This window comes from Fretibacterium sp., from assembly GCF_057312375.1.
The window spans coordinates 1-22,148 of the sequence record NZ_DBHLDX010000033.1 but is presented as its reverse complement, the minus strand read 5'-3'; the positions used below and the strand labels follow the sequence as shown (position 1 = coordinate 22,148).

At 61.3% G+C, this 22,148-nt stretch carries 18 protein-coding genes; 1 reads left to right on the top strand and 17 read right to left on the bottom strand.

Annotation, left to right across the window (positions count from 1 at the left end; all coding sequences use genetic code 11):
• Positions 1-78: 78 nt before the first annotated feature.
• Positions 79-1,827 carry an ankyrin repeat domain-containing protein gene (locus tag ACO41U_RS06495; RefSeq protein ID WP_485942524.1) on the top strand — a complete coding sequence of 583 codons (1,749 nt, stop codon included), beginning with the start codon at positions 79-81 and terminating at the stop codon, positions 1,825-1,827.
• Positions 1,828-2,282: 455 nt separating this feature from the next.
• Here the strand turns inward: ACO41U_RS06495 and ACO41U_RS06490 are convergent, their stop codons facing one another.
• The 17 genes from ACO41U_RS06490 to ACO41U_RS06410 form a co-directional block, all read right to left on the bottom strand.
• Positions 2,283-5,096, bottom strand: a complete 2,814-nt coding sequence (locus tag ACO41U_RS06490) for a DEAD/DEAH box helicase (protein WP_485942522.1) — start codon at positions 5,094-5,096, stop codon at positions 2,283-2,285.
• Between the two features lie 4 nt (positions 5,097-5,100).
• Positions 5,101-7,554 (bottom strand): site-specific DNA-methyltransferase, encoded by a 2,454-nt coding sequence (locus ACO41U_RS06485; RefSeq protein WP_485942520.1) that lies wholly within the window; start codon positions 7,552-7,554, stop codon positions 5,101-5,103.
• A 98-nt stretch (positions 7,555-7,652) separates the two neighbouring features.
• Positions 7,653-9,053 (bottom strand): RNA-binding domain-containing protein, encoded by a 1,401-nt coding sequence (locus tag ACO41U_RS06480; protein ID WP_485942518.1) that lies wholly within the window; start codon positions 9,051-9,053, stop codon positions 7,653-7,655.
• Between the two features lie 766 nt (positions 9,054-9,819).
• The gene (locus tag ACO41U_RS06475) at positions 9,820-10,371 is read right to left on the bottom strand and encodes a hypothetical protein (RefSeq protein ID WP_485942516.1); all 552 of its coding nucleotides are present in this window, start codon (positions 10,369-10,371) and stop codon (positions 9,820-9,822) included.
• A 14-nt stretch (positions 10,372-10,385) separates the two neighbouring features.
• Entirely contained in the window at positions 10,386-10,574 is a 189-nt protein-coding gene (locus tag ACO41U_RS06470; protein ID WP_485942514.1) for a TFIIB-type zinc ribbon-containing protein, read from the bottom strand.
• Between the two features lie 85 nt (positions 10,575-10,659).
• Positions 10,660-11,736: a (E)-4-hydroxy-3-methylbut-2-enyl-diphosphate synthase gene (gene ispG, locus ACO41U_RS06465; protein ID WP_485942512.1), complete on the bottom strand. Its 1,077-nt coding sequence runs from the start codon at positions 11,734-11,736 to the stop codon at positions 10,660-10,662.
• Positions 11,737-11,749: 13 nt separating this feature from the next.
• Entirely contained in the window at positions 11,750-12,802 is a 1,053-nt protein-coding gene (gene rseP, locus ACO41U_RS06460) for an RIP metalloprotease RseP (protein WP_485942510.1), read from the bottom strand.
• Between the two features lie 46 nt (positions 12,803-12,848).
• Positions 12,849-14,012 carry a 1-deoxy-D-xylulose-5-phosphate reductoisomerase gene (locus ACO41U_RS06455; protein ID WP_485942508.1) on the bottom strand — a complete coding sequence of 388 codons (1,164 nt, stop codon included), beginning with the start codon at positions 14,010-14,012 and terminating at the stop codon, positions 12,849-12,851.
• Positions 14,013-14,020: 8 nt separating this feature from the next.
• Positions 14,021-14,839, bottom strand: coding sequence for a phosphatidate cytidylyltransferase (locus tag ACO41U_RS06450; protein WP_485942506.1), 819 nt, complete (start codon positions 14,837-14,839; stop codon positions 14,021-14,023).
• A complete protein-coding gene (gene uppS / locus ACO41U_RS06445; RefSeq protein WP_485942504.1) occupies positions 14,820-15,518 on the bottom strand; it encodes a polyprenyl diphosphate synthase in 699 nt (232 codons plus the stop codon). Before uppS ends, ACO41U_RS06450 begins: the two co-directional genes overlap by 20 nt.
• Complete coding sequence (locus tag ACO41U_RS06440; RefSeq protein WP_485942502.1) at positions 15,515-16,138, bottom strand: uracil-DNA glycosylase; 624 nt, start codon at positions 16,136-16,138, stop codon at positions 15,515-15,517. The genes uppS and ACO41U_RS06440 overlap by 4 nt, the downstream gene beginning before the upstream one ends.
• Before the next feature lie 27 nt (positions 16,139-16,165).
• Positions 16,166-17,053 carry an Asp23/Gls24 family envelope stress response protein gene (locus ACO41U_RS06435; protein ID WP_298780465.1) on the bottom strand — a complete coding sequence of 296 codons (888 nt, stop codon included), beginning with the start codon at positions 17,051-17,053 and terminating at the stop codon, positions 16,166-16,168.
• A complete protein-coding gene (murA, locus tag ACO41U_RS06430) occupies positions 17,053-18,315 on the bottom strand; it encodes a UDP-N-acetylglucosamine 1-carboxyvinyltransferase (RefSeq protein WP_298780430.1) in 1,263 nt (420 codons plus the stop codon). The genes ACO41U_RS06435 and murA overlap by 1 nt, the downstream gene beginning before the upstream one ends.
• A complete protein-coding gene (gene wecB, locus ACO41U_RS06425) occupies positions 18,312-19,451 on the bottom strand; it encodes a non-hydrolyzing UDP-N-acetylglucosamine 2-epimerase (RefSeq protein WP_298780428.1) in 1,140 nt (379 codons plus the stop codon). The genes murA and wecB overlap by 4 nt, the downstream gene beginning before the upstream one ends.
• Before the next feature lie 31 nt (positions 19,452-19,482).
• On the bottom strand, positions 19,483-20,367 hold the full coding sequence (locus tag ACO41U_RS06420; protein ID WP_298780425.1) for a glycosyltransferase family 4 protein: 885 nt from the start codon (positions 20,365-20,367) through the stop codon (positions 19,483-19,485).
• A gap of 10 nt (positions 20,368-20,377) precedes the next feature.
• On the bottom strand, positions 20,378-21,469 hold the full coding sequence (gene upp, locus ACO41U_RS06415) for a uracil phosphoribosyltransferase (RefSeq protein WP_298780423.1): 1,092 nt from the start codon (positions 21,467-21,469) through the stop codon (positions 20,378-20,380).
• Between the two features lie 331 nt (positions 21,470-21,800).
• The coding region (locus tag ACO41U_RS06410) for a biotin/lipoyl-containing protein (protein WP_485942499.1) at positions 21,801-22,148 on the bottom strand (348 nt) is incomplete at its 5' end.

The following is a 22,148-nucleotide window of genomic DNA, read 5'->3' as shown; positions in this document are numbered from 1 at the left end:
AGATATCATAACGGTAGCCTTTTATAAACCAACCACTCCTGATAGCGAGGAGCCGAAAAACTCAAGGGCACAGGGGCGTTGAAGCTGCTGGAGGAAAAGACGGATTCATCCCCAACGGAAGAACTCCTGGAGATAACCGGCAAAGCGGAGCCTGAAAAGGTACGGCAACTGATTCAGGACGGAGCGGACGTCAATGCCAAAGATAAAGATGGGTCGACGCCGTTGATGCTTGCGGCCCAACAGAACTCAAGCCCAGAAGTCCTGAAGGTCTTGATAGAGGCTGGCGCGGACGTCAATGTCAAAAACAAAGCTGCGTGGACGCCGCTGATGTTTGCGGCACACTATAACTCAAACTCAGAAGTCCTGAGGGCTTTGATAGAGGCGGGCGCGGACGTCAACTCCAAACAGCAAGATGCGTGGACGCCGTTGATGTTTGCGGCGTACAATAACTCAACCTCAGGAGCCCTGACTGCGCTGCTGGAGGCTGGAGCGGATGTCAACGCCAAAACCAAAGATGGATGGACACCATTAATGTTTGCGGCTGCCTATAACTCAAGCCCAGAAGTCCTGGTGGCCTTGTTAAAAGCCGGAGCGGACGTCAACGCAAGGGCCGAAGACGGGTGGACGCCGTTGATGGGTACGGCCCGATATAACTCAAACCCGGAAGTCCTGAAGGCCTTGATAGAGGCTGGTGCAGACGTCAACGCCAAACAGCAAGACGAGTGGACTCCGTTGATGCTTGCGGCCCGATATAACTCAAACCTGGAAGTCCTGAAGACCTTGATAAAGGCCGGTGCGGACGTCAACGCCAAAGATAAAGATGGGGCGACGCCGTTGATGCTTGCAGCCTACAACAACTCAAACTCGGAAATCCTGATGGCTTTGATAGAGGCAGGAGCAGACCTCAACGCTAAAGACAAAGATGGGTGGACATCGTTAATGGTTGCAGCCCAATATAACCCCCACCCCAAAGCCCTGACCGCGCTGTTGGAGGCCGGAGCAGACGCGAAGGCAAAGGACAGCAAGGGTAAAACAGCCCTCGACTATGCGAAAGATAATGAAAAACTCAAGGACACAGGGGCGTTGAAGCTGCTGAAGGAAAAGACGGATTCATCCCCAACGGAAGAACTGCTGGAGATAGCTGACAAAGCGAAGAGCGAGAAGGTGCAGCAGCTAATTCATGACGGGGCTGACGTCAACGCCCAGGACAAAGACGGCTGGACGCCGCTGTTCCTTGCGGCGGGCAGTAACCCAAACCCAGAAGTTCTTACGACGCTGCTGAAAGAGGGAATGGATGTCAACGCCAAAAATAGCTATGGGTTGACGCCATTGATGGTTGCAGCAGACAACAATCCCAACCCAGAAGTCCTGAGGGCCTTGATAGAGGCCGGAGCGGACCTCAACGCCAAAAATGGATACGGGTGGACGCCATTGATGCTTGCGGCGCACGATAACTCAAACCCGGAAGTCCTGATGGCTTTGGTAGAGGCTGGCGCGGACGTCAACGCCCAAAACAAAGGTGAGGCGACGCCGTTGATGTTTGCAGCCCGACAGAGCTCAAACCCAGAAGTCCTGAAAGTTTTAATAGAGGCCGGAGCGGACCTCAACGCCAAAAACAAAAGTGGGTGGACGCCATTGATGCTTGCGGTGTATAGGAGTTGGTTTGTCCCCAACCTGGAAGCCCTGACGGTGCTGCTGGAGGCGGGGGTGGACGCGAAGGCAAAGGACAACGCAGGTAAAACGGCCCTCGACTACGCGAAAGATAATGAAAGGCTCAAGGGTACAGAGGCGTTGAAGCTGCTGGAGGAAAAGTCCGGGCAACGTTGAAGGGAACGAACCTGGAGTTCCAATCCAGGAACAGGTGAGGGCCGGCTTGCGCCGGCCTTGAGTTATACTCTTTTCTGGTGTATGGGTTCTGGTTCTGGAGGTGGTGAGAAAAGAACAGCGTATCCGGGTAGAATTGTTATACAGCCAACACCTGCCTATAGCTGAAGACAGGAGGATACGCCATGAGTAAAGATACCACGAACAAAAGCGCAGGTCCAGAGGGTGTCGATGCGCACGGACCAGATGTTGCAGTCCATGGTATCGTGCAGCTTCTCGTGGTTGATGCCGGGCCGTTGGGATCGGTGCAGAACTTGGTGAGGAAGTCCCCCACCTTCCCTGTATCTTGTGTGGCGGCGCCGCGAACGCCATCAGAAAATCCTGCTATATGGCAACCTTTGTGCTTTGTGTACTGTCCTCACGGTTACCCACCCCTGAATATCTGACTTTTCTGTTGATCACTCAAACTGTCCGTCCATGTCAAAGATGTGATCAAGCTCATCATTTGATGCAGCGTGAGAGACCCTGTCCCGAACAGCGCTCCGCGCCATGTCGAGACGGATGAAGCGGTTTATTCCCGAGGCATCCCGCTTCATACGAATAAGTTCAATGCGGCCAACACCCGGATTCTGCCTTGCATATTCCGCAAATCCCTTCGCTTTGCTGAGATTATCAGTGTAGTCCGGATTGTGCGGCTCCAGGATGTCGACGACATACCCCCCACCAGCATCCCGCCTAACGATCAGGAAATCGGGATAGGTTGCCTTCTGGTCTCCGCCGTCTTTGTAGGGGATGCGCAGCGACCACGACTTTCGCGGGGGATTGCGCAGCCAGCAGACATAATCAGAGCGCTGCTGTTCCTCCGCAAGAACACCTTTCTCCCAACCGTTAAGAGCAATAAACGCGTACCCGGAGTCATTCACGAAGAGGTGATCAGAGTACCGTTCCCCTTTTGAGGCATGCTCAACGTTGATCGTCTCCGGCAGACAGAAATTATGCTTGCTCACGGTGTCTCCATCTGAGACAATGCTGTCATACTGCTTGCGAAAACGCTCCTCAAGATTTGTCATCCTGCGTCGATATTGATCGTTCAGGTCATGGAAACGCTTTTCAGCAAAGGTGTTCAGCTCCGCAAGGCATTCGCCGTCAGCAGCGAACAGGATCACATCGAGCTTGAAGTCATCAGGGGCATCTGGTGTGCTCCAATGTCTGCCGTAGGCGTTTCCCACACCCTCATTCCCAAGTTTGGTTTCAGCCCGCCGGAACTGTCGGTCAATATCCGTGTCCGTCGTGGAGAACAGATCATGAACCTGATAATTGTCGACCGTCTTACCAAAGACATCGAAAATCTGCGCGGACAACCGGAATTGCTTTGCCTGTGTGACTCGCTCCTCATACTGCCCCTCCGATTTCAGACGTTCAACATAATCGTGAATCATACCAACAACGTCATTTACGACATCTTTTGCAGCGTCGGGATACAGCCCGCAATGCGAGAGCAGCCGTGCCATCTTATACAGGGATATCTGGTAGTTATTGATCCGGAGGCTCCGAACATCGTATGTCAAAAGTCCGGCGTCGTTGATCGCCCTCACGACATCCTCCCTGTTAAATGTTTCCTCAGGGCGGGATTCCGCCTCAGGCGATGTGCCCGGCATCTGAGCTGATGGGGTGACACTCGTTTCCACGGCCTTTGTCTCATCAGCAGGAACGGCAGGAGCAGAAGTCTGCTCCTGCTGCGTAGTTGGCGTTCGGGATTCCGTGTGGAGCGGAAACGTCTCATAGGCGTCCTCACCCTCCGGCTGCTGGGGGGGCTCCTCAATATGAATCTGCTGCGGAGAATCGACCTCGCGGCGGCCACTGCCTGTGCTGCTCGTCCTGAGGGGCTTGACCGTCAGGGTGTCGAATTTTCGTTCGTTGATGCCCTCTTCGTAGATGTCCGTTGGAATGTTGCCACCCTCCGAGCTCTGTAGCGCGTCCACAACGTTTTGAACGGTGGCCTGATCGAACCAGGGCAGGTACAGATGAACGTCGTTCAAGGTGTCGTCGACCTGTATGTGCATCTGCATAGGCGTGCGAACCATCCTGCCCAGCAGCTGCGCGATGTACGTGGCATCGCCTGCGCGGCGGAAAGACATCATGGTCTCCGCGCGCGGACAGTCCCAGCCTGTGGAGAGGTTCTCCTTGAAGAAGACGACCTTGATGTTTCTGTCCTCAGCGATACGGGACGGCTCCTCACACCGAACGTCAAGCCCGTTGATGGAGAGCGATCCGGACATCTGGCCGAAGGTGTGAACCACCTCGCCGGCTTGAAAGTGGAAGCCCGTCCGCTCCTCGATTTTTCTGAGGCAGTCGTCCAGATCTGTATCCGATATTTTATCCCCTGAGCCGTTTTGCACCTGCACCACGAAAACGGGGTTAACCTGGGCATAATGCTGCTCGGTGCAGTACTGCGCCCAGTGCTCCCACTTGTCTTTCCACTCATCCGCCGCAGCCTGCAGCACACCCATATCCTTGTTGACCAGGGTTTCGTCAGGGTAGGTAATGACGATACGGTCCTTAAGGAGTCCTGATGCGCGAACCTCATCCGGCGTCACAGATGCCTTTTGTGTCGTAGATGGGGTATCAGCGGCCAGCGCATAGAAGCGCTCGATCGTCGCCGACATGCCGATGACAATCGGCATCGGTGCAAGGCCGTCTTCCGTGCTGCCCTTGATGAACTTCTGCATGATCGTCGTGGCTTTTCCGGCCTCGCGCCCCTGCATTCCGCGGTGGGCCTCATCAATGACGAAGTAGAGCCGATCCGCCTTTTCTCTGGCCGTGTTTCGCAGCGTTTCCCAGATCGTGTACTGCCGGGAATCAGAGTGCTTCGTCAGGTTGCTGCTCTTCCCGAGCTTCTGCGTGTTCAGGAAATAGATGTGTCCATCCTCCAAAAACTCGCTGTCGAACGAATTATCGGAGATTGTGACGCATTGATCCAAGCGTATCCTGTCCGCCTTCAGGTCGATCTTTCCCCTGGACTGCTCGTTCAGCTCTGGAGAATCCGAGAGCCAAACGAAGATGGCGTCGGGCTGTTCGGCATATTGCTCATCGCCAAAGTAGATGTCCTCGATCAGTGCAGCAAGGATGATCGTCTTGCCGGCGCCGGTCGGTGCGGTGAAGGCGATTATCTGCGGCGTATGGGTACGGTGGAAACTGCCAAGGGCCTCTGCCGTCACATTACGAAGCCGGAGCAGAGCTTTTTTCTGGAACGGGAACAGTTCTGTCTTCATGGTCCTACCTCCCGATGTTGATGCGGAAGTTATCGAGATAATCCCGGTACAGCTGATACGTCGTCCGCACGTTGAGGCCAGCGATCATCTCGCGGTAGCCAGCCTCGGAATCGATGATGATGAATACGGTCTGTACATCCGGGCAGGACTGCAGCCGCCTTTCAAACTCCAGGAACTTTGAATCGTCGATCAGGACGGCAAAACCGTTTTCCGGCAGGATCAGCATCCCGGGAACCGCCCTGCCCGTGTCGTCCAGGGAGGGGCAAGGCCCGACGCATCCAGCCTTCATCCACAGGAGCGGCAGCAGCTCGCGAAACTGGCGCCCCAGCGCGATGGACGTCTTGTCCAGGAAACCAAGTTTGAAATAAGCGGCGTTGGCCTTGAAGCCATCGGACATGGGGAGCCTGACGGGCTCCTGAACCGTGTACGTTCCAAGCAGCTCCGCGATTCGCTTTTTGGCCTCGGCGAAGAGTCTGTTGTTGGAGGTCACGATGTAAAAGTCCGTTACATGATCCTGATCTTCCAAAGCCGTGAGCCAGTCCTCAAAATATTCGTCATCAAAGAGGATGGATGCGGGATAATCCTCGGAGACGATGAAGCAGCTGTCCGTTTTGACAAGAGATTGAGCCAATCTGTCCTTCCCATGTTCGTCCTTACCAAGAAGGGCGACAAACTGCTTCTTCCGTGCCACAGTATTAAGCGCCAGTGCGGATGTAAAGCTGATCTGGACAAAATTCCTGTTTTTTTCTTTGTCCTGGGTCTTTGTCAATGTGTAGCTGTCTGTCAGCGGCGCACCGTTCACGTCATGCCCCTCGATACTGCACACAGTGCGCGGCCAGGTGATGTAGCGGGCAATGCCGAGCTTCTCCCACTCAACATCGCCGGGATGATAGCCCTTTTCAGCAAGGGATTTTGCTTCGTCGTCGGAGACCTCGTTGTTCGTTACGAGTATACAGCGGCGGTGCCCGCCGTCCTCCGCATTGAGAAGGTTGACGGCGTGGAGCGTTGTGCCGGAGCCGGCGAAGAAGTCGAGGATGATGGCTGAAGGCTTGTATTGCGTAAAAAGGTTTAAACAATCTCTAACTGCATAAGCTGATTTTGGAAACGTGAATCTTTTACTTAATAATATTTTCTCAATAAACTTACTACCTATTTGTGCATTATGTGATGGTATACTCCACTGTGTGGAAGCCCTCACTCCATGTTCCTCTTCATACTGACAAATAACAGATCCATCTGCTTCATACCCAATAATTTTGGCCTTACCGTCTTCAATGTCCTTAATATAGCCTTCGGTTAAGTAAGAAATAGAATACTTTTGTGGCTTGTCGGGCGTGTATTTCCCAACTTTAACATAACCTTTCTTTACGCGTTCCATAAAAATTTTTCCTAACAGGCCCCAATTCATTTCTATTCCATTATCTCTTATTGGAAAAACTGCTGTGCAGCCCTTTAATGATTGTACAGTAGCAACATCCTGATTAGGAGGAAGTGGGGTTCCAACGCATTTTACTCGTTTAGTTAAATCGTCAATATAGACTGGGTAAAATTGTGAAATTCCGCCTTTTATAGTGCCACGTCTTGAAGCAAGATCGTGTCTTCTATAAGTACTCCAAAGCAATTTCGAGACATTGCCACTCGTTTCATCAAGAGGAAGATAGCCCGGTGTTGAGTTACCAAACATCAGGAAATAAATGAACTCATTACAACGTGAAAATTCACCTTTCCGTACAACTCCCGCCGGGTTTATTACACTGCTTATCATCTGCATCTTTGCTTCCGGGAACATCTCTTCCAACAGACACCCAAGATGCAGGTATTCTTTTTCGTCGATCGTAACGATCAGCACGGAGTCTTTGGGATTCAGCAACCTCTTCGCGATCTTCAGCCGCTTCTGCATCATGGACAGCCATTTGCTGTGGCGGTACGAATCGGCGGCGTCGACATAATCGTTGTTGTACTTCCAGTCCCTTGCGCCCGTGTTGTACGGCGGGTCGATGTAGATGCAATCCACCTTGCCGGAGTAGAGGTACTCCAGCAACTGCAGCGCATGGTAGTTGTCGGCCTCAATCAGCGTGTGCCACAGGCTGCTGTCCGGCGCGTTGCAGACGGTGTCAACGGGTTTCAGGTACGGGTAGATGGGCGTGCCAAACTCCGCCACGCAGACAAGATCGCGGACGGGGCATTCCATCGTTTCATGCGTCTGTCGCTTCTCACAATGCGCCGCGCCGCCAGCCATCTTTTTCACCGTCCAGATGTCGCTGATTTTTCCGCTCTTCAGCGCCACGGAAACCCCCTTTTTGACTGGGACCTCGTACAGCGGAGTGCACTCCGGGATATGCTCCTCGAAGACGAGTCCGAACTTCTTCTGCTTGGCAAGTTCATCCGCTTCCTGCCGGATGCGGTCCCGCAGGACGGGGTCTGCGATCTGCTGGATCAGTTCATCGATTGCCGCCATTCCCCTCTCCCCTTTAATGTCCTTGAATACTGCCCATGATGATGCCGGTACGTGTGCGACCAGTCCGGACAACAGCTCTTTCAGCCTCTATGAATCCGTTACCGTTCACAGACCTTCCAATATCCATTCCTGTTGGAGCCTACCCGCTCAACGTATCCGTTTTTCCGCAGATAGGATACATTGTTTTGAATCGCGGTTTTACCAAGTCCTATTATCCGCATCAACTGCGGGTGTGTGATGTTGGGGTTGTTCCTCATCTCGGCCAGTATGCGCTGCCGGGTCGGATTCAGCGTGTTATCCCCCACATTATCTCCCATTTTCCCCCCGCTTCTGTCACCTGCAGCAGGCAGCATTCTGTTCAGAGGAATGGTCACGATAATGGAGTTCTCCCTGAATTCAAAGGCTTCTCTGCCATAAACCTGCGTAATTTTGGGAACTCCGCGACCGGACCTCTCGCTGATGTGCAGCTGAAGAAAGATGTCGGACAGGCGTTTGTTGACCGGAACGGAATCACCGGTGTAAAACCCCTCCAGGGTTTGCGCAGGGGCCAGCGTTCCGCGCGACAGGATCTCTATCCTGTCATTGAACACCGTGAACATCGGGGCATTCCCAGTCACCCAGAGATTGTGGACGAACGCGTTGATCACGGCCTCACGGAAGGCATCCTGATCGAACAGCGGCACCTCCCGGCGCTCGACGATGCGATCCGTCTCGTCTGCCTGCATGATGTTCAGCACGTCACCATACTCCAAAATTTTTTCCAGGGAGATCAGCAGGCAGGTATTCCCAAATTCCCGCACGGAATACAAGGGATCTGCCTTGGTTTTCCCCATGAAGATCGACACTCTGATGGGGATTTTACTGTCATCGGACAGCAGCTGCGCGAGCAGGTTATACGTCCCGTCCTTCGTCAGCAGACCCAGGTTCTTCTTGAAATTTCTCCGGTTAAGGACGATGCCTCTGTCCTCGTAGTAAAAGAACAGCTTCCGAAAGGATAGTTCCTGTATGTCCGCCTCGGTATTCTCCGTTGTCGGCAGCCCGTTTTTAAGAACCGAGAAGAGGGCCGCCTCCCGCTCAGGATGTTTACTCAGGTTCACCTTGCTGGAGCCTATGCGGATATACCTCACCTTGTCAAAAGCAACGGGAGACTGTTTTGCCGCGGGGATCTCCAGGACAACGACCCGTCTGCGATTCAGCGTCACATCGTGGAAGGAAAAGTTCAGATCCGGAGTGAGTTGCCTTGCCAAGTAGTGCTCCAAAGGCTCGTTTTTCACGTTCTGCCGGTGATCAAAGCGGGTGCCAACAACATCGTGCGTAACATGATCAATGCCCCAGATGAGATAGGCGTTTCCCTTCCCCTCCATGGCTGCGGAATTTGACAGGGAAGAGATGTACTCCCCAATCTCATGGGCATCGTACCAGTTCTCCTTGAACTCAAACCATTCTTCCTCGGATGGATGAGCCGTCAACTCCCTGACAATCTCCTTGTAATCTTTCATATTCACGCTCCCGGTTGTCCCGTTGCCCTCCGCCGCTTATCTTACCACATGTGGGGGATAATGTGGGGGATAAGTGGGGGATATTTTCAGGAAAACAGGTGAACTACCTGCGTCACTGCGGTATATATGGAACAGGTACATCACAAAAGGGGACTGTCGTGACGCGCCCAGGAAACGTTGGCCTCGCTCCCTGGGCGCGTGATGCGTCTGGACCCTCTGCCAACGTAGCCAGATTTCCCAAGCAAACGCAACGGGCAAATCGAGGCCAGTTGAGGTAAAATAGCCATCGACCACGCGAACGCAATGAAAAACTAAAGACACAGGGGCGTTGAAGCTGCTGGAGGAAAAGTCCGGAACAACGTTGAAGGGAACTCAGGGCCGGCTCGCGCCGGCCCTGAGTTTTTTAAGGTTTTATGCCAAATCGCGTTAATAACGCGGATCGCATCCCCTGCAAGGGGAGGTGCCGCCAAGAGCGGTGGAGGGGTTCGGCCAGACGACCGGCCTCACGCAAGCCGATCTTTCGGGAGGATTGCGGTGGCCGGTCGGTCGGCTGTGCCGAAAGACGACAATTTATTGTCGTCTTTCGGCGTTGGCGGGAAATGTCAGACAAATGTTTTCAGTGAAACCTACTGCGTAAGTTTGCCTCCCCACCCCCTCCCCTTCGGGGAGCCTTCCGGCTGCCGTTCGCCCTTGCTCACGGGCCGTCAGTCTCAGCCCCTGCGGGGCAGCCCCCCTTACAGGGGGGGCCTTTTTTACCTAAACGGGATTACCTCTGTCCGATCCGCCCATAGAAGCGGGTGAACCCCTCAGGCAGGTAGTTGTAGATCAGGATGTAGAGCGCGCTGCTGAGGCGGTTCAGCATCTTGACGATGTCCGGCCTCGTTACGCCACCCGACCCGTCGTCGAAGGCGCGGCACGCGACGAGTTCCGTCTCCCGCACCAGCGTGCGCAGCAGGTTGATCTCCGCCGCCCAGAGCCCCATGTCCGCGTGAAGGTCGAGGTGTCCCTTTCCGTAGAAACGCGCCGGAGTGTGGGACCGCTGGTGGATATCCTCCTCCGTCAGTCCCCACAGGGCCAACTCGCCGCAGGGCGCGTCGGTCACCTCGGCCATCATGGCCTCGCGGACGGCCTTGACCCGAACCTCCTCCAGGTCCGCCTCCAACTGACGCTCTCCCGCGGCCCGCGCCCGCGCCTGCGTCAGGATGATTCGAGCGTTCAACTCATCCAGCCGCCCGCGCAGCTCAATGCGTGGGTGCGTCTTGCCGACGACCTCCGCGCCAAGGAGGTGCGTCGTGTGTTCCTGTTTGCCTGCGGCCATGACTTCGGCCCCACTCAGTGGTGGCAGCCGCAGCTGCACCCACCGCCGCAGTTCCCCCCGCAGCCCCTCCCCTTCAAGGTGGGGCCTGCCTCGAGGATCAGCGTCCTGCCCCGGCACTCGGGGCAGCGCATCGACGCGCTCTCCTCCTCAAAGACGTGCCCGCACGAGGCACACTTGAAAACGCGCTTTTCCGCAGCAGCCATGTCCATGTCCTCCTTCAATTCGTCTCTCCATCGTTCGTTGCGGGAGTTTCGCGGGCTCCCGCCCAGGACCCCGCGGCAGACAGCCTCAGCAGCCCGCATCCCGTCCTGCGTCGCCGCGCTCCAGAGGCTCCCCCGCGAAGAAGCGGGGCAGGACGTTCGGAAGGGCCTCGAAGGGGTACTCGCCCACCACGCGCCCCTCTCGGAACAGCACCGCGCCCGATGGCGTCCCCGCAATCCCCATCTGGGCGTGCCTTGCCTCCTTCGGGCCGTTGACCTCGCAGCCCATCACCGCCACGGTGGTCCCGTCCGGCAGGCTCTCCAGCATGGGCTCGATCAACTTCGTCAGCTCCATGACGTCCGCCCGACGCCGCCCGCAGGTGGGACAACTGATGAGGTTCACGCCGCGGGTCCGAACCTCCAGAGCCTTCAGTATCTCGTAGCCCACGCGAACCTCGCGCTCCGGCGCGTCCGTCAGGGACACGCGGATGGTGTCCCCGATGCCCTGAGCCAGGAGAGCGGAGATGCCCGCCGCACCCTTCACGATGCCGCCGTCGCCCGGCCCCGCCTCCGTCAGCCCCACGTGGAAGGGGAAGTCCGGGTACTCGCGCGCGATCAGGACGTTGGCCCGCACGCACTCCGGAACGGAGGAGGACTTCGCCGAGAGGATCAGGTCCTCGAAGCCCGCGCCCAGCAGGAGCTCCGCCTGCTCCCGCACCGCGATGCACAGCGCCGCCGCCCGGTCGCCCCCCGCGGCCTCCAGCTGTCGGCCCGACACCGACCCGCCGTTGGCCCCGATCCGGATCGTCACCCCCAGGGCCTTGGCGGTCTGGATGACGTCGTTCAGGCGATTGAGGGGCATGTTGCCGGGATTGATGCGGATGGCCCGGCACCCCGCCTCCATGGCCAGCACGGCCAGGGTCGGGTCGAAGTGGATGTCCGCCATAAGGGTCAGGTCCGTATTGAACACGAGCCACTTCAGGTCCGGGGCCAGTTCCGGACGCGGCAGGGCCACCCGAGCCATCTCACAGCCCACCCGCAGCAGGCTGGCGCACTGCGCAGCACAGGCCTCCCGGTTCGACAGGGAGACCTTAAGCATGCTCTCGACGCGAACGGGGGCCCCCCCGCCGATGCGGAGGGCCCCGATTTGAACGCTTCGCTTCACCTCGACGGCCCGCTCACTTCGTCCAGAAGAGGTGATAGACGTCCTGACAGGTGATCGCCAGCATCAACAGGATGAGCAGGACGAAGCCCGCCGTGTGGATCCAGTTCTCCACCCTCTCCGGCAGGCGGCGGCGAAAGACCATCTCCAGCAGCACGAAAAGGATACGCCCGCCGTCCAGCGCCGGGATGGGGAACAGGTTCAGCAGGCCGAGGTTCAGGCTGATAAGGGCGACGAACGTCACGAAGGCCCACCACCCCGCCCGCATGGCCTGCCCCGACATGGAAGCGATGCCCACGGGACCCGTGACGTCCACCTCCTGCCGGCGCAGAATCCAGTCGGCGATGCCCCTCAGCATCAGCGTCGTCATCCGCCACGTGTACTGCCCCGCGTTCAGGACCGCGTCCTTCGGGGAGTAGCGCACCAGGGCCGGCGTGATCCCCAGCATGGGGCGTCCGTGCTCCTCGCTCATGGGGATGGGCGTCGAGATCGTGAGGATATCCTCACCGCGCCGAACTTCGACCCTCACGTCCCCGCCTCGCTCTGCCTCCTCCCGCAGCGCCTCCGACATCTCGCGCCACTCCTGAACGGAACGGCCGTTCACGGCCGTAATGCTGTCCCCTACCCGAATTCCGGCGGCCTCCGCGGGAAATCCCGGCATGACCTCGCCGATCCGGGTGTGCTCCATGTCCAGCGCGCCGTGCCCCCAGAGGAAGACCGCCGTCAGCAGAAGGGCCAGGAGGACGTTGAAGAGAGAGCCGTTCAGCAGGATGAGGAAGCGTTTCCAGCCGGGCTGCTCGTTAAAGCCCTTGCCGGGAAGGACCGCCTCCTCCCTCTCCTCCTCTCCCATGCCCGCCAGGCGGCAGAACCCCCCGACGGGGAACGCCCGCACCGACCACAACATGGGCTCCGGGCCGGCGCTCTTGCGCTGCCAGAGCACCGGCCCCATGCCGAAGGCGAACTCGTGGACCTGCACGCCAAGACAGCGCGCCGTGATGAAGTGGCCGAACTCGTGGATGACCACGCAGACGGCGATGACGATAACGAACGAAACAAGACTGATCAACACGGTATCGAAACCTCCAAAAAATTTTAACCCCGCAGGCGACGGCCTTTTACGCCCTGCGCCCCACCAGGCCGTCGCAGACGGCCGCGGCGCAGCGCCTGCCCTCCTCCAGCGCAAAGAGCGCCTCCTCAAGGGACCCCGGCACGGGGAGCGGGCAGGACGCCAGCGTTTCCTCCACCACCGCGGCGACGTCGGTAAAGCCGATCTGCCCCTTCAAGAAGCGGTCCACCGCCACCTCATCCGAGCCGACCAGAAGGGCCGGGTACGCGCCGCGCCGCTCCATCGCCGTCCGCGCTATCCGCATCGCGGGGAAGCGTACCGGGTCCGGCGCCTCAAAGGAAATCGTGCGGGGCGCCAGAAGCGGCGGCTCGAAGTCCGGCGCGGGGAAGCGGCGTTCCGGCCAGAAGAGGCAGGAGGCCGCGGGCAGGCGCATGTCGGGCGTCGCGGCCAGGAGCTTGACGCTGCCGTCCGCGAACTCCACGAGGCCATGGACGAAAGAGCCCGGCGACACCAGCGCGTCCACCTGAGCCGGCTCGAGGCCGAAGAGGAACATCGCCTCGATCAGCTCAATGCCCTTGTTCATCAGCGTCGCGCTGTCGATCGTGATCTTCGCCCCCATGGACCAGACGGGATGCTTCAGGGCCCTGTCGGGCGTCACGGTCTTCAGCTCCTCCGCCGTCCAGGTCCTGAAGGGACCGCCCGAGGCCGTGAGGCGTATAGACCTCACGGCGGGCCCCTCCCCCTCGCCGTGCAGGCACTGCCAGATCGCGTTGTGCTCGCTGTCCAGCGGGCGCAGCTGGTCGGGCCGGGAAACGAGGGGCATGACCCAAGGACCCGCCACCACGATGCTCTCCTTGTTGGCCAGGGAAACCTCCTTGCCCGCACGAAGCGCGGCCTGTAGCGCCGGTATGGCCGCCGTCCCCGACGAGGCAAAGAGCACCTGATCGACCTCCGGGCTCTCCGCGATGGCCACCAGCCCCTCCGGGCCCGTGAGGAGCCCCTCCGTCCCCCGCGGCGCGTCGTGGGCACAGAGCATTGTAGCCTCAAACTCCCGTGAGAGCATCCTCAGTTTTTCGGAAGGCCTTCGTGCCGCCAAGGCCCGCACCTCGACCTCGTCCGAGTGCGCACGGCACACGGAGAGGATGGCGCTGCCGACGCTTCCCGTCGCGCCGATCACGGCCACGCGCTTTCGTCCCGTCCTGGCTGCCGTCATGGTCGTCCTCACAGGAGCAGGCCGAAGACGAGGTACGTCAGTAGGCCGTTGAGCAGGATGCTGTCAAAGCGGTCCAGGACGCCTCCGTGTCCGGGGATCAGCCCCCCCGAATCCTTCTCCCCAAGCTCGCGCTTCACCAGGGACTCGGCCAGGTCCCCCAGCTGCCCCGCGATGCCGCAGACGACTCCGATGATGAAGAGCGGGTAGGGCGGCTGCTCCATCAAGAAGATGACGAGGGCACAGGTCAGCAGGCTGCCCATGGCGCCGCCGATGAAGCCCTCGACGGTCTTTCTGGGGCTGATGTACTCGCAGAGGCTGCTGCGCCCCCAGCGGCTTCCGACGAAATAGGCCATGACGTCGCAGCCCCAGGTGCAGGCGAAGAGCGTGAACAGGACGAGGGAGCCCGTCGGCAGCCTCCGGAGCAGCACGATGCACGTCCAGGGCACCACGATGAAGACGACGCCGGACAGGGTTCCGCCCACGTTGTTTACCGCAAAGCTCTGCCCCGTGACCTGACGGCGCATCATCTCGATCATGAAGATCACATAGGCGCTGAGGGAGAGCGTCATGGTGATGGAAACGGGCTGTACGCCCTCGGCGCTCGACAGCATCACGGCCAGCGCGCAGATGTAGCCGATGCCCCGCGAGAGCTTCATGCGCTTGGACAGCATACGGTAGTACTCGCTCAGGGAGAGAAGCGCCAAGGCCAGCGATATCGCAAGCCAGGCCCAACCGCCGAAGTATATCCCCGCGATCACGACCGCAGCGATCACGAGGCTGCTGACCGTGCGCAGCTGAAGCTCGCCGCTAGGCCTTAAGCCCGCCATAGCGCCTCTCCCGCCCCGCATAGTCCTCGAGCGCCGCGCTGAGGGCGGCCTCGTCGAAGTCCGGCCAGTAGGTGTCCGTGAAGTAGAGCTCGCTGTAGGCCGCTTCCCAAAGCCAGAAGTTGCTCAGCCGCAGCTCGCCGCTGGTGCGGATCACGAGGTCTGGGTCCGGAACGTCCGGGAGGTAGAGGAAGCGCCGCAGGTCCGCCTCCGTCACCGTCCCCCGGTGCCCGCTCGCGTAAAGCGCGTTGACGGCATCCAGGACCTCCGGCCGCCCGCCGTAGTTGATGCACAGGATGAAGTCCAGGACGTTCTCGTCCTTCGTCCGCTCCTCCGCGTGGCGCATCAGCTCCAGCAGGTCCGGGGGCAGACGGTCGCGCCGCCCCGCGAAGCGTATGCGGGCCCCCTCCGCCTTGATGGCCTCCACCTTGCGCCGGATGTAGTAGCGGAACAGGCTCATCAGGCCCGCGACCTCCATCTCCGGACGGCTCCAGTTCTCCGTCGAGAACGCATAGACCGAGAAGTAGCGGATTCCCGCCTTTTTGACGAGATGAACCATCTCCTCCAGCTTGCGCAGGCCGGCCCGGTGCCCCATGAGCCGCGGCAGCCCGCGGCGTTTGGCCCACCTTCCGTTGCCGTCCAGGATGATCGCCAGGTGTTCCGGCACTCTCTTCTCGCTCAATTGGCCTCCGTTCCTTTCCTCTTTGTGATCTCGTCCAGGCGCGCCTTGAGGTTCTGCACGTCCTGCCACGTCAGGTCCTTGGGGCTTCCCTTCTGCCGCGAGTCGTTGCGCAGCAGGTAGCTCGGATGGAACATCGGGAAGAGCTGAACGCCCCGCCAGTCGAACCAGCGGCCCCGCAGGGCCGTGATGCCTTCCGACGTCCGCAGGAGCCACTTCAGTGGCGTGTTTCCCAGGCACACCAGAATCCGGGGCCTCAGCAGCAGGAGCTGGGCCTCCAGGAAGTCCCCGCACTTCAGCATCTCCTCCTGTGTGGGGGTGCGGTTGTTGGGGGGACGGCACTTCACGACGTTCGTGATGAACACGGACTCCCGGTCGATGCCCGCGGCGCTCAGGATCTTCGTCAAAAGCTGGCCCGCTCGTCCCACGAAGGCCAGCCCCTGGGCGTCCTCGTCGGCGCCGGGCCCCTCGCCCACCATCACGATAGGGGTGTGGACCGCCCCCTGGCCAAAGACCGTGTTCGTCCGCGTTTCGCACAGGCCGCAGCGCCTGCAGGCGGCCACGCGGCCCCGCAGTTCCTCCCATGCGGCCTCCCGCGCCGCCTCCCGCTCCTTGTCGTCCATGCGTTCACCCCCAATGCCCGCACCCGTCTAAAAGGACACCTCGTTGATCTTGATGTTGACCCGCCGGACGTCCATGCCCGTGAAGTAGCTCAAGCCCGTGCTCGCCTTCTTCTGAAGGAGGCGGGCGATGCTGAGGGCGCTCCGGTCCTGGAGCTTCAGGTCCAGCACGACGTTGATCTCCAGGCTGTCGTCGTCGGCCTGAATTTCGAGCTCGTGGATCTTCTGCACGTGTTCCCCCAGCTCCAGCAGGTGCCGGCACATGGCCTGGATCGCGTCCTTTTCGATCGTCACCTTCCCGTCGAAGCTGAAGGGCGGCTTGACCACGGTGTTTCGGGCCTCGTCGCGGTCCCGGCTCTTGAAGAGGCCACGAATCTGACTCACCAGCTTCCCCGCGAAGTTGCGCTGAATCTGCGCCCGCGCGACGGGGACGACGTGCTGCTTCTTCTCCCGCCGCTCCCGCAGCGCCAGGGAAATCTCCTCCGGCGTCGCCACGTCCCGGATGTCGATGAACGCCACGGGGTCGTTGAGCCCCAGCTTGGCGGTGATCTTGCGGACCATGCCCTCCGACGTGGCCAGGATCATCAGCCTGCACGGGGCGCGGAGCGCGCGAGCCGAAAGGTACTTCAGGACCTCCTCGCGGTGCGGCGCGTACTCGAAGATCGCCCGGCGGATGGCCCGGACCATGTTCGTCTCCGACTTGGCACTGCGCCCCGCCATGATGCGGCCCCTGGCGACGACCAGGCCGTCGTCGATGATCAGGTCAATGCCGTACTGGCGCGCCACGTGGGAGGCGCGCTGGCTCTTGCCCGTGCCCGCCGGCCCCACGAAGGCGTAGACCTCGATCGCCGAGAGGCTGCCGCGCGGCGCTCCGCCCTCCGGCTGCCCCCCCTGGACCTCGGAGCGGGGGGCCTCCATCACCTCACGTCCTCCGCCAGCTCCACCTGCGCGCCCAGGGAGCGCAGCTTGACGTCGATGGCCTCGTAGCCGCGCCAGACGTGGACCATGTCCTCCACCTGAGTTCGTCCCTGCGCGGCGAGGCCCGCGAGGATGAGCGCCGCCCCCGCCCGAAGGTCCGTCGCCTTGACGTTGGCGCCGCTCAGGCGCTCCACGCCGCTGATCACGGCGGTGTCTCCCTTGATGCGGATGTCCGCCCCCATTCGGTTGAGCTCCGCCGCGTAGAGAAACCGGGCCTGGAAGACGCTCTCCTCGATCATGCTGGTCCCTTCGGCGAGCGAGAGGGCGGCAGCCATCTGGGGCTGAAGGTCCGTGGGGAAGCCCGGAAAGGGCATGGTCTTGAGGGACACAGACTGCAGCCGGTCCGCGGGGAAGACGGTCACGGCGCTGCCGTTGACCGCAAACCGCACCCCAACCTCCTCCAGCTTCGCCAGGAGGGAATCGATGTGGGCCGGGATGACGTCCTCCACCGTGACCCTGCCGCCCGTCATCACCCCGGCCAGGAGGTAGGTGCAGGCCTCGATGCGGTCGGGGATGACCCGTTCCCGGCTGGACTGCACTTCCTCCACGCCCTTGATGCGGACGCAGCCCGTCCCCTCCATGTCGATGGGCACGCCCATGCTGCGCAGGACGACCGCCAGGTTGTCGATCTCCGGCTCCCGCGCTATGTTCTCGATGATCGTTTCCCCCTGTGCCAGCGCCGCAGCCATCATCAGGTTCTCCGTGGCCCCCACCGACGGAAAGTCCAGGTAGATGCGCCGACCCCGCAGGCGGTCCGCCTGAGCGCAGACGACGCCGTTGCGGATCTCGATCTTCGCCCCCATCTGGACGAGCCCCTTGAGGTGCAGGTCGATGGGCCGGCTGCCGATGGAGCAGCCGCCGGGCAGGGGCAGGGCAGCCCGGCCGCAGCGGGCCAGGAGGGGGCCCAGCACCAGGGACGAGGCCCGCATCTTGCGGACCAGGGACTCCGGCGCCTCCCAGGACACCTCGTCGGCGACGCCGAGGGTCACCTCCTTACCCTCCCGCCGCGCCGTGACGCCCAGCGCCGTCAGCAGCTCCATCATCGTGCTCACGTCGTAGAGCTCCGGGACGTTGGAGAGCGTCAGCGTCCGCCCCTTCAGAAGCAGACAGGCCGCCATGACGGGAAGCGCGGCGTTCTTGGCCCCCTGGGTGCGGACCGTCCCCTGAAGGGGGCGTCCTCCCTCTATCCTCATCACGTTCATTTCAAATCGATCTCCCAGTCCTCGCCATCGTCGCTGTTGAAGAAGCGCCCGATGACGTCCCGAATCCGTGGGGACGCGCTGCCGTCCCCGAAGGGCATTCCCCGGTCCGAGAAGGAGCGGCGATAGGCTGCGTCGTCCAGCAGGCGCAGGGACTCGCGGAGGATCGTTTCGCGCTCCGTGCCCACCAGCACTCCCGTGCCCAGGGTGACCGCCTCCGGGCGCTCCGACAGGGTGCGCATGATCAGGACGGGCTTGCGCAGCGCGGTGGCCTCCTCCTGAATCCCCCCGCTGTCGGTGAGGATGAAGAGGCTCCGGTTCATGGCGGAAACGAAGTCCGGGTAGGAGAGGGGCTCCGTGAAGATCATCTGAGGGTACATGCCCAGCCGCTCCTGGATGCGGTCCCGGACCTCCGGGTTCTTGTGGAGCGGGACCAGAACCCGAACGTAGGGCCTCTGCTGAATCAGCTCGGAAACCGCGCTGCAGATGCGCATCAGGGGCTCGCCCCAGGACTCCCTGCGGTGCGCCGTCATGAGGACGAGGGGCGTTTCAGGGGGAAGGGCGCGCAGGACCTCCGGCTGCACCAGGTTCTCCAGGGTCCAGAACAGCGCGTCGATCACCGTGTTTCCCGTCACGTAGATTCTCCTGGGGTCCACGCCCTCGCGCCGCAGGTTCTCCGCGTCGCTCTCGGTGGGCGTGAAGTACAGGGAAGCCAGTCGGTCCGTCAGGACCCGGTTCGCCTCCTCAGGGAAGGGAAGGGCCATGTTGTGGCTGCGCAGGCCCGCCTCCACGTGGCCGATGGGGATGTGGCGGTAGAAGGCCGCCAGGGCCGCCGCCAGCGTCGTCGAGGTGTCCCCGTGCACCAGGATCATGTCCTGGGGCGCGCCGTCCAGAAAGCTCCCCACCCCCGTCAGCACCGAGGAGGTGATGTGGTCCAGCGACTGACGGCGCCTCATGATGTTGAGGTTCACGTCCGCCTTGATGCAGAAGTGCGACAGCGCCTGAACCAGCATGTCCGTATGCTGTCCCGTCGCCAGCACCGTCACGTCAAAATTTCCGTTCTCGCGAAGAACGCGAATCACCGGGGCCATCTTGATGGCCTCAGGCCTTGTTCCAACCACACACGTCACTTTATGCATTACCGCACCCCGCATTTTTTACCGTTCAGCGTTACAGCAGCCGTGTGTACACGGCAAGGCCCCCCAAGAGAGAGAGGGCCTGAAGGGCCAGGAGGACGACCACCGACCACAGGGGGGACCCCGTCAGGGCCATCAGGAGGTGGTGCAGATGGCCCCTGTCCGGGAAGAAGGGGGAGCGCCCCATCAGGATGCGGCGGCTGAAGGCGGCCAACGTGTCCAGGACGGGAACGCCCCCGAAGAGCAGGAGGAGCAGGATCAGCTCGTGCAGTCCGGCCCCCGACACCCTGGGCAGCGCCGAGGCCGCGAAGTGGACGGCGAACAGGTAACCCAGGAGCGTGCTTCCGCCATCTCCAAGGAACGTCTGCGCCTCCGGGAAGTTCCAGCACAGGACGCCGAGCGACATCGCCCCCATGCAGACGGCCACGGGGGCGGCCGCCAGGAAGCACAGCGCCGCCATGGACGCCATGAAGAGGGAGATGCAGAGTCCGTTCACCCCATCGATGAGGTTGTAGGCGCTCGTGACCCCCGCCACCCAAACCAAGGCGAGTATCGAGGGCAGGAACGGCAGGTGCAGCGGAAGGACCGCCAGGGCCGAGGCGACGAAGTGGAGCGCCAGGCGCAGGAACGGGCTCAGGGAGTGCATGTCGTCCCGATAGCCGCAGAGGAAGATCAGCGTCGCCCCCAGGGACGAAAAGCGCAATATGGGCATGCGTCCCACGAGGCAGAGGGAGAGGAGCAGGTAGCCAAACCAGAGGCCCAGGCCGGCCCCTCGCGGCATCTGCCCCGTGTGGAGCTTGCGGGGGTCCGGAACGTCCAGAATCCCGTACCGCTCCGCCAGGCGGATGGAGAAGGGCGTCATCATGCCGCCCCAGAAGAACCCCCCCAGTCCCAGGAGCAAGAGCCTGACGTCGAGCAAGGGCGCGCCCCTACTTCGTCCCAAACAGGCGGTCGCCCGCGTCCCCCAGGCCGGGGACGATGTAGCCGTGATCGTTCAGGTGGGAGTCCAGGGAGGCGATGAAGACGTCCACGTCCGGGTGCTCCTTGTGGACGCGCTCGATGCCCTCCGGGGCGGCGATCAGGCAGACCAGCGAGACCTTTTTTCCGCCCCGCTCCTTGATCATGGAGATGGCCGCCGACGCGGACCCTCCGGTGGCCAGCATGGGGTCCAGGACGAAGACGTCGCGCTCCTCCACGTCCTGCGGCAGCTTGCAGTAGTACTCCACGGGGCCCAGCGTGTCCGGGTCGCGGTACAGGCCGATGTGTCCCACCTTCGCGTTGGGGATCAGCTGAAGGATGCCGTCCACCATGCCGAGCCCCGCCCGCAGCACGGGCACGATGGCGATCGTCTTGCCCGCGAGGGTCTGAGCCTTCGTTCGGGCCACGGGCGTTTCCACCTCGATCTCCTCGAGGGGGAGGTTCCGCGTGATCTCGTAGACCATCAGGCCCGCGATCTCCTGGACCAGCGCCCGAAACTCTTTGACGTTGGTGTCCTTGTCCCGGATGATGCCCACCTTGTGCTGGACCAGCGGATGGTTGAAGATGGCGACGCGCCCCCCTCCGGAGCTGCCGACGCTGAGGGGCGTGTGCTCCGCCATGGCGATCTTGTTGAGGCGCTGCACGTGGCGCCCTCCCTCGAAGGGCGTCGAGAGCCAGGCGTCCAGTATCCCGCGGACCTGCTCCGGCTTGATGAAGCGCCCGCCGAGCGTGATGACGTTCAAGTCGTTGTGAGCCCTCGCCATCCTGGCGCTCTCCACGTCGTTGCAGGCCGCGGCGCGGACCCCGCTCACCTTGTTCGCCGCAACGGCCATGCCGATCCCCGTCCCGCAGAGCAGGACGCCGCAGTCGGCGTCCCCCAGCGAGACCGCACGGGCGACCTCCAGGGCGAAGTCCGGATAGTCCACCCTCTCCTCCGAGAAGGTCCCGAAGTCCTGAACTTCAATCCCCTTCTCCTTCAGGAAGTCCAGCACGGCCTGCTTCAAGACAAAACCGGCGTGATCACACCCAACAGCTGCCTTCATCAAAAACCCACCTCCACAAAGTATCCTGCGGAAGCCCTCAACCGGGCGGGGCAGAAACGCTCTGCCGCTCTGAGGGCGGGCCGGCCCAGCCGAACCCCCGTTACGAACCTCTTTAATAATAGCACGAGTTGCAGGTCGGAGGGACTCCTGCCCGATCTGACTTCGGCGAAGCGGAAAAGGCCCCGGAGCCCCCGGCGGCGCAAAAATTGACGAGGACCCCTCCCCGTCCCCTCAGGGAATCAGGAGGGATCCTCGTCTTACGTCAATCCACGTCAAACGGCAGGGCGAGGCCTCTCACGTCGAGCAGGCCCACCTTGCCGTTCCTCCCGGCTCAGGCGATGACGATCAGGACGTCGCCCGTGTTGACCGAGGCGCCGCTGGCGACACGGACCTCGGAGATCGTGCCGTCGGAGGTCGCAAAGATCTCGTTCTCCATCTTCATGGCCTCGAGGATCAGGACCAGGTCCCCGTTCTTCACGGGGTCGCCCACGTTCACCTTGACGCTCAAAACCTTGCCGGGCATGGGAGCCGTCACGGCAGCGCCGCCGGCCGCAGGGGCGGGGGCGGGAGCCGGTGCGGCAGGGGCCGCAGCGGGTGCTGGAACCGCCGCCGGAGCGGGCGCCACAGGCGCCGGGGCCGGAACCGGAACGGAGGCAGGGGCGGCGCAGACCCCCAGCTC

Excerpts from the sequence above, each read along its gene's own strand:
- ACO41U_RS06475 (WP_485942516.1), bottom strand. The coding sequence starts at position 10,371 with ATGGCCGCAGGCAAACAGGAACACACGACGCACCTCCTTGGCGCGGAG.
- ACO41U_RS06480 (WP_485942518.1), bottom strand. The coding sequence starts at position 9,053 with ATGAAAGATTACAAGGAGATTGTCAGGGAGTTGACGGCTCATCCATCC.
- ACO41U_RS06435 (WP_298780465.1), bottom strand. The coding sequence starts at position 17,053 with ATGGAGGCCCCCCGCTCCGAGGTCCAGGGGGGGCAGCCGGAGGGCGGA.
- murA (WP_298780430.1), bottom strand. The coding sequence starts at position 18,315 with ATGAACGTGATGAGGATAGAGGGAGGACGCCCCCTTCAGGGGACGGTC.
- ACO41U_RS06490 (WP_485942522.1), bottom strand. The coding sequence starts at position 5,096 with ATGAAGACAGAACTGTTCCCGTTCCAGAAAAAAGCTCTGCTCCGGCTT.
- ACO41U_RS06440 (WP_485942502.1), bottom strand. The coding sequence starts at position 16,138 with ATGGACGACAAGGAGCGGGAGGCGGCGCGGGAGGCCGCATGGGAGGAA.
- ACO41U_RS06485 (WP_485942520.1), bottom strand. The coding sequence starts at position 7,554 with ATGGCGGCAATCGATGAACTGATCCAGCAGATCGCAGACCCCGTCCTG.
- upp (WP_298780423.1), bottom strand. The coding sequence starts at position 21,469 with ATGAAGGCAGCTGTTGGGTGTGATCACGCCGGTTTTGTCTTGAAGCAG.
- wecB (WP_298780428.1), bottom strand. The coding sequence starts at position 19,451 with ATGCATAAAGTGACGTGTGTGGTTGGAACAAGGCCTGAGGCCATCAAG.
- ACO41U_RS06455 (WP_485942508.1), bottom strand. The coding sequence starts at position 14,012 with ATGACGGCAGCCAGGACGGGACGAAAGCGCGTGGCCGTGATCGGCGCG.
- ACO41U_RS06470 (WP_485942514.1), bottom strand. The coding sequence starts at position 10,574 with ATGGCTGCTGCGGAAAAGCGCGTTTTCAAGTGTGCCTCGTGCGGGCAC.
- ACO41U_RS06450 (WP_485942506.1), bottom strand. The coding sequence starts at position 14,839 with ATGGCGGGCTTAAGGCCTAGCGGCGAGCTTCAGCTGCGCACGGTCAGC.